General features: G+C 47.7%; 11 protein-coding genes. 1 reads left to right on the top strand and 10 read right to left on the bottom strand.

Features of this window, described 5'->3' with window-relative positions; all coding sequences use genetic code 11:
* Nucleotides 1-218 precede the first annotated feature (218 nt).
* Both K5Q99_RS19575 and K5Q99_RS19570 read right to left on the bottom strand, forming a co-directional pair.
* The gene (locus K5Q99_RS19575; RefSeq protein WP_220777863.1) at nt 219-1,328 is read right to left on the bottom strand and encodes an anhydro-N-acetylmuramic acid kinase; all 1,110 of its coding nucleotides are present in this window, start codon (nt 1,326-1,328) and stop codon (nt 219-221) included.
* Nucleotides 1,329-1,348: 20 nt separating this feature from the next.
* Nucleotides 1,349-2,755, bottom strand: a complete 1,407-nt coding sequence (locus tag K5Q99_RS19570) for a peptidoglycan DD-metalloendopeptidase family protein (RefSeq protein WP_106649833.1) — start codon at nt 2,753-2,755, stop codon at nt 1,349-1,351.
* Between the two features lie 126 nt (nt 2,756-2,881).
* On the opposite strand from K5Q99_RS19570, the gene tyrS reads away from it, so the two are divergent.
* Nucleotides 2,882-4,075 (top strand): tyrosine--tRNA ligase, encoded by a 1,194-nt coding sequence (gene tyrS, locus K5Q99_RS19565; protein ID WP_220777862.1) that lies wholly within the window; start codon nt 2,882-2,884, stop codon nt 4,073-4,075.
* Between the two features lie 90 nt (nt 4,076-4,165).
* Here tyrS and K5Q99_RS19560 read toward each other — a convergent pair whose 3' ends face one another.
* The 8 genes from K5Q99_RS19560 to gltB form a co-directional block, all read right to left on the bottom strand.
* Nucleotides 4,166-4,594: a hypothetical protein gene (locus K5Q99_RS19560; protein ID WP_006085051.1), complete on the bottom strand. Its 429-nt coding sequence runs from the start codon at nt 4,592-4,594 to the stop codon at nt 4,166-4,168.
* 126 nt (nt 4,595-4,720) lie between these two features.
* Entirely contained in the window at nt 4,721-5,212 is a 492-nt protein-coding gene (locus K5Q99_RS19555) for a nuclear transport factor 2 family protein (RefSeq protein ID WP_106649834.1), read from the bottom strand.
* A gap of 1 nt (nt 5,213) precedes the next feature.
* The gene (locus tag K5Q99_RS19550) at nt 5,214-5,840 is read right to left on the bottom strand and encodes a trimeric intracellular cation channel family protein (RefSeq protein WP_006080751.1); all 627 of its coding nucleotides are present in this window, start codon (nt 5,838-5,840) and stop codon (nt 5,214-5,216) included.
* On the bottom strand, nt 5,837-6,214 hold the full coding sequence (locus K5Q99_RS19545; RefSeq protein WP_126493519.1) for a DUF2721 domain-containing protein: 378 nt from the start codon (nt 6,212-6,214) through the stop codon (nt 5,837-5,839). Before K5Q99_RS19545 ends, K5Q99_RS19550 begins: the two co-directional genes overlap by 4 nt.
* Before the next feature lie 56 nt (nt 6,215-6,270).
* Nucleotides 6,271-7,260 (bottom strand): cobalamin biosynthesis protein CobD/CbiB, encoded by a 990-nt coding sequence (locus tag K5Q99_RS19540; protein WP_220777861.1) that lies wholly within the window; start codon nt 7,258-7,260, stop codon nt 6,271-6,273.
* A 22-nt stretch (nt 7,261-7,282) separates the two neighbouring features.
* The gene (locus K5Q99_RS19535; RefSeq protein WP_220777860.1) at nt 7,283-7,993 is read right to left on the bottom strand and encodes a 5'-methylthioadenosine/adenosylhomocysteine nucleosidase; all 711 of its coding nucleotides are present in this window, start codon (nt 7,991-7,993) and stop codon (nt 7,283-7,285) included.
* Nucleotides 7,994-8,308: 315 nt separating this feature from the next.
* Nucleotides 8,309-9,715: a glutamate synthase small subunit GltD family protein gene (locus K5Q99_RS19530; protein ID WP_220777859.1), complete on the bottom strand. Its 1,407-nt coding sequence runs from the start codon at nt 9,713-9,715 to the stop codon at nt 8,309-8,311.
* Nucleotides 9,716-9,721: 6 nt separating this feature from the next.
* Nucleotides 9,722-14,170 (bottom strand): glutamate synthase large subunit, encoded by a 4,449-nt coding sequence (gltB, locus tag K5Q99_RS19525; RefSeq protein WP_220777858.1) that lies wholly within the window; start codon nt 14,168-14,170, stop codon nt 9,722-9,724.
* Nucleotides 14,171-14,466: the final 296 nt, after the last annotated feature.

Here is a 14,466-nt window from a genome sequence, read left to right as displayed (position 1 = left end):
GTTGATGTTCTATGACGTTTTTATTCGTTACTAAGGTTGTCATTTTTTTATCAAAAATCAAACATCTTGATTGCATTTCTTTGTTTTTTTAATGAATAGCAGACTGCCACGATATTGAGTTTTAAGGTTAGCATTGGCAGGTAAACCCATAGGCAGATGATGTTGGTGTACAGATTTTATTAGGCGATGCCTGTTTTGTTACTTTGACAAAAGCTTGCTCATTTAGCGCTAAATCTTCCGCCGAGTACGGCTTCGCGGGAGGCGCCTGTGACAGCGGGGAGGTTGGCGGGTAAGTCTAAGTGGTTACGCATGGCGAGCCACGCGAAGGCGATGCCTTCAGCCCATTTAGGGTCGACGCCAAGGGCCGAGGTAGTATCCAGCTTATAACCTGGTAATAAGGCGGCAAGACGTTGCATCAGTTGGCCGTTGAACGCTCCACCACCACAGACGAACAATTCCCCTTCATTGGATAGTTTAATAATGTCTTGGGCTATGCTGTGGCAGGTTAAATCCAATAACGTCGATTGGATATCTTCTTCATCTAAATGATTAAAAGGCGATAATTGCTGTTCTAACCAAGCTTGGTTGAACAATTCACGGCCCGTGCTTTTAGGGTAAGCAAGGGAGAAATACGGGTGCGAAAGCAGTTGCGTTAACAGGCCTTGGTCGGTTTTGCCGGATGCGGCCCATGCACCATCTCTATCGAAGGGTTCACTTTTCACCTGCTGGATCCAGGCGTCTACCAAGGTATTGCCAGGTCCCGTGTCGAAGCCCAGCACTTGGTCACTGTTGCCCGGTAAATAAGTAATGTTGGCTATGCCGCCAATATTTAAAATGATGCGTTTCTTGCCAACTTCAGCAAAAGTCTGCTGGTGGAATGCGGGCACTAGGGGGGCGCCTTGACCGCCAAGGGCAATATCTTTACGGCGAAAATCGGCAATCACATCGATACCGGTTTCAGTTGCTATAGTGTTTGGATCGCCAATTTGCAGGGTAAAACCCACTTCAAGGTTTGGCATGTGGCGCACGGTTTGGCCGTGGCTTCCAATGGCGATAACCTCTTCTTTGGCAATGGCGCATTTGGCCAGCAGATTATTGACTGCTAAGGCAAACAGTTGACCTACATTACGATCTAAACGGCCGAGGCGGTTAATTTCATCTGTGCTGGGTGAACAAAGGCGCTGTAGGCCTTTGAGCAAATGGCTCGGTATGGCTTCGGTATGGCTGGCAATAAGCTGCGGCTGCGCGCCAGAAAAGTCGACCAATACGGCATCGACACCGTCCATGCTGGTGCCTGACATCAGTCCAATATAATAAGCGTTTTTCATTGGGAGGAATCCGTCCGTCGTTATTGCATTGCCAATTGCGTTTGCTTGTTTTGCGAAAGTGTAGTCATCAATTGCTGGCTAAGTGCATCAAATTGATGTTTTTCTTTTCTCGCAATTGATTCGGCTTTAGGTAGCGTTATGGTTCTTGGGTTGCGATGGACGCCATTGACGATAAATTCGTAATGTAAATGTGCACCCGTGACGCGCCCTGTTTTACCTAAAGTACCTATGATTTGCCCTTGCTTAACGCTGGCGCCTTTGCTGACGTTGCGCTTAGTGAGGTGAAGATATTTGGTGGTGTAGGTATCGTTGTGTTTGATAAACACATAGTTACCGTTGAATTGATTGTAGCCCGCCTCGATGACGCGTCCGCTACCCGCCGCTTTAATGGGCGTGCCAATGGCGGCGACGTAGTCCACACCGCGATGGGCTTTGACTTGGCCCGTTACTGGGTGTAAACGCCTTGGATTAAAGTTGGAACTGACATATTTAAAATCGACTGGTGAGCGTAAGAAGGCTTTACGCATGCTAGTGCCATTTTCGGAATAATAGTTGCCGTCGGTATAGCGAATGGCGGTATAGCGCTCATCTTGGTTTACAAATTCTGCGGCTAAGATATTGCCGTTACGCAAAAATTCACCATCGGCATATTCTTGCTCATAAATAATGGCAAAGCTGTCGCCTTCGCGTAAATCTAAGGCGAAGTCGATGTCCCAGCCAAATACGGTCGATAATTGCATGATCTGATTTGCACTCATGCCTGCATCGACGGCGGCGTTCCAGAAGTTGCTCTTAATCTTAGCACTGGTGAAATGGCTGCGGATTTCCACATCCTTCTCGGAGATTTTTTCTTGGTATTGCTCTTGATTCTTAGTAATCACTAAGGTTGAAATTGCATTGACACGATAACGCACTTCGGTCAAATCACCATTGGCATCCTTTGAAATCACGATTTCTTCGCCCGGCATAATCTTAAGTAAGTTTTGTTTGGCCAAGGGAAGTTGGGTGATTTCATACACGTCTTTACTGGTTAGCCCTGCGCGATCAAATACTGCGGCTAAGGTGTCACCGTTTTTAACGTTAAAATGCTCGACATCTCTGTGATGGGCACTTTCGAGGGATTCTGTCGCTGGATTATTAGCATCACCCGCGGCAAGCGCGTCGGTTGATGATAATGGTGCAGCATTGGTGGGCGCATTGTCTGTTTGGCCCTCTAATAACTCAGGACGTTCAGGCGAGCGAAACGCTAAAGGCACATCATAACGGGTGTTGATTTGAGCTTGGTCATCAATGCTAGTGGTTTGTCTTGAAGCTTGCGCTTCTTCAGAAGGGAGTAGCATGGTTATCATAGTGATAACTGAAAGAATGCTGAGGAGAATTTGATGCTTTTTAGGCAACAATTTAAATAACGTTATAACCTTTCCCATTGACGCCGATACCAATAACCAGAGACTTAAATAATCCCGTTAGTGTACACACTTTCAATTGTGGTGGCTAACAAGTAACATAAGTCTCTTCATTTTATGATCATGGCCTTAGGAGTCCCTGCCGAGATGGCTGATTTAGACCAAGTATTAGCAGAAATTAGACGTGGTACCGATGAGATTTTACTCGAAGCGGATCTGCTGGAAAAACTCAAAGAAGGACGTCCACTCCGTATTAAGTTAGGCGCCGATCCTACCGCTCCGGACATCCATCTTGGACACACAGTAATCTTAAATAAATTAAGGTTATTCCAAGAGTTAGGTCATGAAGTCATTTTCTTGATCGGTGACTTTACCGGTATGGTGGGTGACCCAAGCGGTAAAAACAGTACGCGTCCACCGTTAACCCGTGAGCAAGTATTAGCGAACGCCGAAACCTATAAAGAACAGGTTTATAAGATACTTGATCCAGTTAAAACCCGTATCGAATTTAACTCAAGCTGGCTAGAGCCATTGGGCGCAGCGGGGATGATCCGCCTTGCTTCCAAGCAAACTGTGGCTCGTATGATGGAGCGCGATGACTTTAAGAAGCGTTATGCCTCAGGTCAATCTATTGCAATTCATGAGTTTATGTATCCGCTGCTGCAAGGTTACGACTCAGTTGCGCTGCAGGCCGATGTAGAGCTGGGTGGTACAGATCAAAAGTTCAACCTGTTAATGGGCCGTGAACTGCAAAAAGCGGAAGGCCAAAAGCCACAAGCTGTGATCATGATGCCGCTGCTCGAAGGTTTAGACGGCGTGAAGAAAATGTCTAAGTCGGCGCACAACTATATTGGCGTGAGTGAACCTGCCAACGAAATATTTGGCAAGCTGATGTCGATTTCGGACGATTTAATGTGGCGCTACTTTGAGCTGTTGTCATTCCGCCCACTGGCTGAAATTGAGCAGTTTAAGCAAGATGTGGCCAATGGGTCTAACCCACGCGACATTAAAATTGCCTTGGCTAAAGAAATCATCACACGTTTCCACGATGAAGCGTCTGCAGAAAGCGCGCATCAAGCTTTTGTTGACCGTGCTAAGGGCATGATCCCTGACGATATCGAAGAAATCGAGTTAGTGGCGGGTGAAGGTATTGCGATTGCAAATCTGTTGAAAGATGCTGATTTAGTAGCATCGACTTCAGAAGCGATGCGGATGATCAAGCAAGGCGCGGTGAAGATGGACGGCGAAAAGCTGGACGATAGCCGTATGACTTTGTCTGCTGGTACTGTCGCGGTATTCCAAGTCGGTAAACGCAAATTTGCCAAAGTGACTTTGGTTTAAGCCATTGTCTGTTAAATGAAAAGTCGTTAATCGAACAAAAAGAGCGCCTTAGAGCGCTCTTTGTTTTTAAGTCTGTTTCCCCCCATAAGATTAAGGCGCTGTGTTGGCCTCGTGCTCGGCGATATTACATCTGTCGGTGCCAAAGTGTTGCCCACCACTGCATTTCCACGCCAGTTGCGCCGAACTTACCTGCCATTGTTTTGCATTCTGCTTTAAGGAAATAATCAACAGCATTTGTGGATGTTGCTTGGAGAGCTCGCTCACCTGATAGGTCAAAATGCTGTCTTTATTGGTTTGGGTTCGCACTAAGGTAAATTTGTTGCCTGCGTATTGGCTGCTGATCTGACTTGGGTCTTCCGACCAAGGTTGATGTTGCGCCTGAGCGACACGCAGCTGCTGATTAAAATGACTGACGGGCTGAACGGCGTAAGACACGATTATGGGCTGTAAGGCCTGTGCTTTGGGAGCCAGCATTAAGCCATTAAGGGCGAGTAGGGCTATCAATCCAAAAAACTTCATACAAACCTCATTGAAACGAAACGACTCAGTCAACCTAGCTAAGGTGAAATACGCAGTGGTATTGGCTCATTGTTAGTTTCGACCCGTTTTTAGGGATCAAGTTTCAAAGACGGGGAAATTTTGTGACTACTGCATCGCTAATTGATCAGACATGGTCTGGTAATCGATAAGATCCACATGCTCAGTCACCCTATTGTTGAGCATATCGAGTTTAAGGCTAGTGACGCCAGGAATAGCGATGTCGATGATTTTGCCAGGTTTGCCGAATTGCTCGCCCGGCCCTTTGAAGTGATAGTTACCTATCATTACTACCAAAGAGCCGGCGTTATACATATGTTCTATGTTGAAGTCGTACTCGAGTACGCCCTCATGGGCGCGCTCAAGAAAGTCGATGATAAAGCGACCGCCGGTGTATTTACGGTTAGCGGTTTTGTCGAAGAAGATACTGTCGCGGTTATAGAATTTTCGTAGTGTCTTATAGTCGTGTTCGGTTAGCGCATTCATATACTTTACGGCTAACAGCTGTTCTTGCGGCATTTCACCTGAGTTGGCTTGCGCCGCTGCAGGATTGAGGGCTGGCACAAAAATGAGGCACAAAATAAGACACAATATTCGCAAACTATTCCCTCTTGGTTTTGAGATCAAAGGCCGGTAACGACAGATGCCACTTGATGGCGCTTAAGCGGATAAATAGGGCACTGGTCATCGCCAGAAACAGCGCCGTTTTCTCGCCCATACCGTAGGCTAAACTCACGGTATAGCCGATACCACCAATGATTGAAGCTGTGGCATAGACTTCTGTACGTAACACCATAGGAACTTGTCTGCACAGTAAGTCTCGAATAATGCCTCCTCCCACGCCTGTGATCAAGCCCATAACCACGGCAATCATGCCACTTAAGCCCATATTAAGGGCTTTTTCGGCACCAATCACAGTAAACAAGGCTAATCCAAAGGCATCGGCGACCGGCAAAATATATTCGGGCACCTTACGAGGTCGACGCACTAACAGCAAACAGGCGAGCACAGTTGCGAGGATCACTATGATGTAATTGGGATCGCGGATCCAAAACACAGGCGTCGCGCCAATCAAGGCATCCCGAATACTGCCACCGCCCACAGCGGTAACCGAGGCGAGTACTATGACACCAAAGGGGTCCATTCTATGGCGTCCAGCGGCGAGTGCGCCAGAAAGTGCAAATACAGCAGTACCCCATAAATCAAAAAAGTAGATCCACTGGCTCATTTACTCATCTCTTTGATATGTATATTTAATGCGTCCACAGAGATGCGAATTTCAATCACAGATAAAATCAGTGAATAGAGCAGTAATAGCAGACTAGCGCCAAAAATCACTGAGCCAGTTTTATTAAAGCCGACATAGATGAAAATCATGCACAGTACGCACAGGGCAAAGCTAGATACGCCCGCTTCTTGCATACGACGAATAATGGAAATGCGTTGACTCAGGTTTTTGATTTGATCTTTATGAACGGGTTTCTCACCACTGCTTAAGCTCCGTATTAATGCCGCGAGAGCAAAAAAACGATTAGTATAAGCTAATAGTAACAATGAGATAGCAGGAAATAACAACGCAGGTGTTGTTAATGAAACATGCATGTTTTCGAGCAAGATGGTCAGCCTTTAACTTCACGTTGAGATAATGCGGCATCATATCACAGGCTTTGTAACCAACGTAAACTTGCCCATAACAAGGGCAGTATAATGATAAAGCTAAACCAGATAGCACAGGCACGTGAGGTCAGCTTGATTGCAGGCGAGATGTCATCACTGGTTGGCTGCGGACCATAACGTAGTTTGTCCACATTAATACGCACGCCAGCAAACTTCTGTGGTCCACCGAGTTCGATTCTCAAAATACTGGCCACGAGATTCACACTGAGAACATAACCTCGAATAGCGTGATGATTTTTAGGGGCTCTAAAAAGTTTTGCAAACGCCTTAGGCCCGCCTTGAATGGCGAGCGACAGGCTCCACAACCAAGCCGGAATCGCCAGCAAGATAATGGATACACCATTCACAGTACTGCAAAAATGTTGATACTTTGGTTGAATGGGTGGCCAGCTTAATTCGAGTTGTTTGAGCATGCGCACTGCTAGCACCAAAGGTGCTCCAGCAATAGCGAAAAAGAAAATGGTCGATGCTGTGCCGTAAATAGGCGCTGTGGCTAGTTTTTCTATGGTGGCTTTGGCTAGGCCGATTTCCGACAAACTATCGGTATCGCGCACCACCCAAGGCTGTAACAGCTTTTTTGCGCTGGCATTGTCTCCACGTTTTAAGGCTTTAGCGATTTCATCGGCGACTTGGCTAAACCCTGCATCGGTTAAGCATAGATAAAGCACCAAAAATTCGAAAAACCATGGAAAGGCGGCCAGTTCGAGCAAAAAGGTGATAATGGCCCAAAACGGAAACAGTAACAGCATCATAGCTAAAAAGCCTGCTGTGGCTTGTTGGCTTGGAGAGCGTTCTGGGCGATTTACCTTGGCGGCGAGTTGCTTAGCTAAATGGCCAAACCAAATAAGCGGCTGCATTTCCCGTGGTAATGGCGCTAAGCGCGCCAATAACAAAGCAAAAAAAAGTACCAAAAAGCCTTCAAACAAAGCGCCATCTATCTCGACAAGTTGTTGATAAAAAGAGGTGTGCATTCGGTACTTTCCGCTTAAGTGATTATTTTACTGAGTCAGGATTCAGTTGCTCAAGTAGCAGCATCACCATCAACGCCGAGTGGTAACCCGCTTTGACAATATAAGAATCAAAATCCACTGGCGAGTCATTGTTGGCGTTATCCGATAAAGAGCGGATAACCACAAATGGCACACCAAACTGATGACAAACTTGAGCAATTGCCGCGCCTTCCATCTCACAGGCGGCCATAGTCGGGAAGTTTTTGAGCATGGCTTGGGTGCGAACAGGATCGCAAATAAAGCTGTCGCCAGTACAGATCAACCCTTCAATCACTTTGACTTCACCCAGCTGAGCAATGGCCTTGTTGGCGGCTTCAACTAAATGTGCGGCAGGAATAAACGCAGCGGGTTGCTGTGCCATTTGGCCAATTTCATAACCAAAGGCGGTGACATCCACATCATGGTGACGTACTTCAGAAGAAATCACGATATCACCAATGGCCAACGTATCGACAAAGCCACCGGCAGAACCTGTGTTGATCACCGCATCTGGCGCATATTTTTCGATGAGCAGTGTGGTCGCAATACTTGCGGCGACTTTACCTATGCCTGAGCGAGTCACGACTACGTCTTTACCTGCGAGTGTACCAGCAATAAATTCAATACCAGCAATGGTTTGCGATGTCGCGTTTGTCATGGCGGCGATCAGGTGAGCGACTTCTGGCTCCATTGCGCCAATAATTCCAATTTTCATGGGAGACCTTTTTGATTCAACACTTAAGAGTGGGACACGAGAATGCTGGCTAATATACCACACAGTTTTATGCAGTCGTTATGGTGAGATTGGGATTGCTTGATAATGGCGCGGTAAAACGCGGGAGGGTTAACGGAAAAGTACGCTCATAAGATGCGCGCTTATATCTATTTTTCCATCAACCGATGGCGACAAGTCACAAACAAATGGCTGGACTTGTTTGACTAAGTCCAGCCATTGCAAAGCTTGTTAAATGACAGCGATAAAACAGTTTTTTAGCGATAAAACTAACACATTGGCGTTTAAGCTTGGCGCTTAGTCCAAGTAGTTAAGAATACCTTGAGCAGCATCGCGACCTTCGGCAATGGCTGTCACGACTAAATCAGAACCACGCACCATATCACCACCGGCAAACACTTTCGGGTTGGTGGTTTGGAATGGATTTTCATCTAACTTACTCGCTTTGACTCGTCCCCATTGATCTAGCTCGATACCGTGTTCGGCAAACCAAGGTGCTGGGCTAGGTTGGAAACCAAAGGCAATAATAATCGCATCGGCTTCGAGCAACTGTTCGCTCCCCGCAATCGCTTCGGCGCGTTGACGACCGCTTGCATCGGCCTTGCCCATGGCGGTTTCAACGCATTCAATGCCGATCACTTTGCCATCTTGGGTTTTAATCGCCACAGGTTGACGGTTAAACAGGAAGTTAACCCCTTCCTCCCGCGCATTTTGTACTTCGCGGCGTGAACCCGGCATGTTGGCCTCATCACGGCGGTAAGCACAGACTACGCTGCTGGCACCTTGTCTAACGGCTGTGCGTACGCAATCCATCGCAGTATCACCACCGCCTAATACCACCACACGTTTACCTTCAAGGTTCAGGTAGGGCGATTGCGCATCTTGCGTGCCCATTAAATGGTGGGTATTACCAATCAAATAGGGCAGGGCTTGGTATACGCCTTGGGCATCTTCACCCTCAAGGCCTGCTTTCATCGCGGTATAGGTGCCCATACCAAGGAATACTGCATCGTATTCTTCGAGCAGTTTAGTAAATGGGATGTCTTTACCGACAGTAACCCCGAGTTTGAACTCAATACCCATGCCTTCTAATACACTGCGACGGGTCGCCATAACGGCTTTGTCGAGTTTAAAAGACGGAATACCGTAGGTGAGTAGACCACCAATTTGTGGATATTTATCAAAGACCACTGCTTTAACACCGTTGCGAGACAGAATATCCGCGCAGCCTAAACCCGCAGGACCCGCACCGACAATCGCCACTCGTTCAGGGCGTGGTGTGACCTTGCTCATATCGGGGCGCCAGCCTTGGGCGATCGCTGTGTCGGTAATGTATTTTTCGACATTACCGATAGTGACAGCGCCAAAGTCGTCGTTCAGAGTACAAGCGCCTTCGCAGAGTCTGTCCTGTGGGCAAACACGGCCGCAGATTTCGGGTAGCGTGTTGGTCTCATGCACTAAATCTGCGGCTTCCATGATGCGACCTTGCTCCGCTAGCTTGAGCCAGTTAGGAATATAATTGTGTAGCGGACATTTCCACTCACAATATGGATTGCCGCAATCTAAACAGCGGTCCGCTTGCTGTGCCACTTCAGGCTGAGCAAAAGGCTGATAAATCTCAATAAACTGAGTCGCACGTTTAGCCGCAGGGTGTTTGGTGGGGTCTTTGCGACCCACTTCAATAAATTGAAAATCGTTACTCATGCGCCATTACCCCGCTTTTACAACTAATTCTGGGCTCGATTTCTCTAACTTGAGCAGATCGGCCACGGCAATATTTTTAGGTTTTACTAATACGAAGCAATCCAACCAGTTAGCAAAATCACTTAAGATCATCTTGGCATGTTCACTGCCCGTTTCGGCCACGTGGGCTTCAATCAGACCTTTTAAATGTTGTTGATGAATCGGTGAGTCAAGTTTTTGCGTATCGACAAGCTCAGTATTCACACGGCGATTAAAGCGGCCGAATTGATCGAACACATAGGCAAAGCCGCCTGTCATACCTGCGCCGAAGTTCACCCCTGTTTTACCAAGAACAACCACAATGCCGCTAGTCATGTATTCGCAGCCGTTATCACCGAGTCCTTCGACCACAGCAATCGCCCCTGAGTTACGGACCGCAAAACGCTCGCCAGCTTGACCTGCGGCGAAGAACTTGCCGCCCGTCGCGCCGTAAAGGCAGGTGTTACCGACAATGGCGCTGCGCTCACTTTGGAACGGGCTGCCAATTGGCGGGTAGATGACAATCTGGCCGCCAGACATACCTTTACCCACATAGTCGTTGGCATCACCGCAGAGTTTTAACTCTAGGCCTGGGCTATTCCACACGCCAAAGCTTTGGCCGGCACTGCCGTTAAAGCTCAGTTTGACCGGTGCTTTGGTGCCTTTGACGCCGAGCGTACTCGCGATATAGCCTGACAAGGTCGCGCCAACGGAGCGGTCGGTGTTGTTGATGCTGTAAGCGGCATCGAAACACTCGCCCTTATCGACGGCGCTTTGGCACTCGTTTAATAAATGTTGGTTCAGCAGTCCTAAATCCGCTGGTGGATTGGTTTCTTGCCAAGTGCGTGAAGAGGTTGCCGGCACCTTGGGTTGATACAAAATCGGTGACAGATCTAAGCCTTGTTGCTTAGCGGTTTGGCCTTCGAGGGCATATAACCATTCACTGCGACCGACTAAGTCTTCAAACTTACTCACCCCTAAGGTCGCCATCCATTCACGCACTTCCTGTGCAACAAACTCAAAGTAAGTCATCACTCGCTCTGGCAGACCATGGTAATGGTTGTCACGCAGGTTTTTATCTTGCGTTGCTACGCCAGTTGCGCAGTTGTTCAAGTGGCAAATACGCAGGTATTTACAACCTAAGGCGATCATAGGCACAGTGCCAAATCCAAAGCTTTCGGCGCCTAACAACGCGGCTTTAATCACATCGGTACCGGTTTTTAAGCCGCCATCGACTTGCAGGCGGATTTTATGGCGTAGACCGTTTTCCACTAGCGATTGATGCACTTCGGCTAACCCTAGCTCCCATGGGCTGCCCGCATACTTCACTGAGGTGATTGGGCTAGCACCTGTGCCGCCGTCATACCCTGAAATCGTGATCATATCCGCATAGGCTTTCGCTACGCCGGTGGCGATCGTGCCTACACCGGGTTCAGACACAAGTTTGACTGAAATCAGCGCTTTAGTGTTGATTTGCTTCAAGTCGAAAATCAGCTGAGCTAAATCTTCGATAGAGTAAATATCGTGGTGCGGCGGCGGTGAAATTAAGGTTACGCCAGGGCGTGCATGACGCAGTCCGGCGATTTCAACACTCACTTTATGGCCGGGTAACTGACCACCTTCACCGGGTTTTGCCCCTTGGGCGACTTTAATCTGCAACACATCGGCATTGACTAAGTAGTGCGCGGTAACACCAAAGCGTGCCGAGGCAATCTGTTTAATCGCAGAATTGCGTTCAGTATTAAAGCGGCGAGCATCCTCACCACCTTCACCTGAGTTCGAGCGGCCGCCTAAGCGGTTCATTGCAATAGCCAGCGCTTCATGGGCTTCGGGGCTCAAGGCACCGATACTCATGGCTGCGCTGTCAAAGCGTAAATATAGATTTGATGCCGCTTCTACATCGGCGACATCAATCGATGTTTGCGCGCCCTTAATACCGATTAAGTCACGCAGTGTGGCCACGGGACGATTGTCGACGAGTTCGGCGAACTTTTTATAGGTCGCGAAGTTTTTGTCAATCAATGACGCCTGCAAGGTGTTGACCACATCAGGGTTGAAGCAGTGATACTCACCCCCTTCAACGTATTTCAGTAAGCCACCTTGCGGCAATGGCACATGGGCGCGGTAGGCCGCTTTGTGCAGAATCGCTTGGTCTTGGGCGATTTCAGCAAAACTGACGCCTTCGATACGGCTAATCACGCCTTTAAAGCACAGTTCAATCACGTCGCTGGCGATGCCGATAGCTTCAAACTGTTGGCTACAACGGTAGGAACCGACAGTGCTGATGCCCATTTTGGACATGATCTTACGCAGGCCTTTTTCGATGCCGTAACGGAAGTTCAACATCAATGCCGTGGTGTCGGTTAACTGGTGACGTTTCGCCAGTTCAGAGATTGATTCATACACTAAGTACGGATAAATCGCGGTGGCACCAAAGCCAAGCAATACGGCAAAGTGATGCGGATCTCGCGCCGATGCGGTTTCAACAATAATGTTGGTGTCGCAGCGCAGGCTCTTATTCACCAGCATTTGTTGCACAGAACCGACCGCCATGGCCGCAGGGATCACTTGCGCGGTTTTACCTATGGCTCTGTCTGACAGAATAAGCAAAGTCGTGCCGCTGCGGGCTAAACGCTCGGCTTCGGCAGTGATACGGCGAATGGCGCTTTCTAAGCCTTCCTGTGGTTCGTAATTTAAATCGACAATATTGGCGCGATAGTAAGTGCTATCTAATCCCAGTAACTGGTTAAAATCACTGAATAATAAAATAGGTGAATTGAACATCACCCGGTAAGCATGCCCAGTCGTTTCATTGAAGAGGTTCTGTTCACGGCCAATACAAGTGGTCAACGACATAACGTGTTTTTCACGTAAGGGGTCGATAGGTGGATTCGTTACTTGAGCGAATTTTTGCCTAAAATAGTCATACAGTGAACGTGACTTTTTCGACAATACCGCCATAGGCGTATCGTCGCCCATAGAACCTGTGGCTTCTTCACCTTGTTTTGCCAGTACCCAAATGACTTGCTCTAATTCTTCACGGGTATAGCCAAATTGTTTTTGGTATTGCAGCAAAAGCTCGGGGCTTAACTCGCTGGCACCGTGCTGCTCAGAGGCTAAATCTTCCGCTGGCGTTAAAGTACGGCTGTTCTTCGCCATCCACTCTTTATAAGGGTGGCGACGTTTCAAGTCGTTATCAATTTCAAAGGATTGGTACAGGCGGCCGTTTAAGGTATCGAGTACCAGTAACTCACCCGGTCCAACGCGGCCTTTTTCAATCACTTCATCGGCGGCATAATCCCAAATACCGACTTCGGAGGCCAAGGTCAAAATACGATCTTTTGTGATCACATAACGCGATGGACGCAGACCGTTACGGTCAACGGCGCAGGCTGCATGGCGACCGTTGGTCATTACAATACCTGCTGGGCCATCCCAAGGCTCCATGTGCATGGAGTTAAAGTCGTAGAAGGCTTTTAATTCGTCATCCATTTCCGGATTACTTTGCCAAGCAGGCGGGATCAATAGACGCATGGCACGGTATAAGTCCATGCCACCAGATAACAGCATTTCCAGCATGTTATCTAAAGATGAAGAGTCTGAGCCTGTTTCATTCACAAAGGGAGCGGCCTGCTGCAAATCTGGCAGTAGCGGTGAATTAAACTTATAGGCACGGGCGCGGGCCCATTGACGGTTACCCGTAATCGTATTGATTTCGCCGTTATGGGCTAAATATCTAAACGGCTGAGCTAATGGCCATTTAGGAGAAGTATTCGTTGAGAAACGTTGATGGAATAGGCAGATAGAGCTTTTTAAGCGAATGTCCGCGAGATCGGGATAAAACGCGGGCAAGTCTACAGGCATCATTAAGCCTTTATAGACGATAACTTGGCCAGACAAACTCGCGACATAGAAGTCTTTGTCATCGGTGATCTGCTGCTCTAAGCGGCGACGCGCCATATAAAGGCGGCGTTCCAAGTCTTTTTCGCGCCAGCCAATAGGGGCGTTGATCAGCACTTGGTAGATTTGTGGCAGGCTAGCCTTGCCGATTTCACCTAATACATCGGGATTGACCGGCACTTTGCGCCAGCCTGCAATACTTAAGGTTTCACGCTCGAGTTCGCGCTCAAGAATAAACTTAGCTTGGTCAGCCAGTTCATCATCTTGACTTAAAAACAGCATACCTACCGCAAATTTACGGCTCAAATGCCAATCATTTTCCGCGGCAATCGCTTCAAAAAATTGCACGGGTAATTGCATTAATAAACCACAGCCGTCGCCAGTGCGACCGTCGGAGGCAATGCCACCGCGGTGCTTCATACGATCTAGACCATGGATTGCCGTGCGCACTATACGATGACTGGCTTCGCCATCCATCTGTGCTATCAACCCAAAACCACAATTGTCCCGCTCAAAACTGGGATGATATAAGCTCATACAAAAACCTCCCTAGACCTCAACTGATTACTACTCGGGGAGAAAATGTAAAGACTTTCTATAGATATGCACCCGAACCACCCAAATTAGCCTGAGATTCAATAAAGGTCAAACCAAAAATTTGCATAAAACATGGGTATTAATTCATGTTTCATACACAAATCATAATTGCTTTACGTTAACGTCAACAGTAAAAAACGCTGTATAACATTATGAATAAAAAGAATTTTAAAAATGAGGAAACTGTGGATTTACCAAAATGTAACATGCAAGTTGGATTGTTTTTGATTTAGAAA

Source organism: Shewanella hafniensis (assembly GCF_019655335.1).
Lineage (GTDB): Bacteria > Pseudomonadota > Gammaproteobacteria > Enterobacterales > Shewanellaceae > Shewanella > Shewanella hafniensis.
The sequence above is the reverse complement of the archived record's forward strand: the minus strand, read 5'-3'. Positions and strand labels throughout refer to the sequence as shown.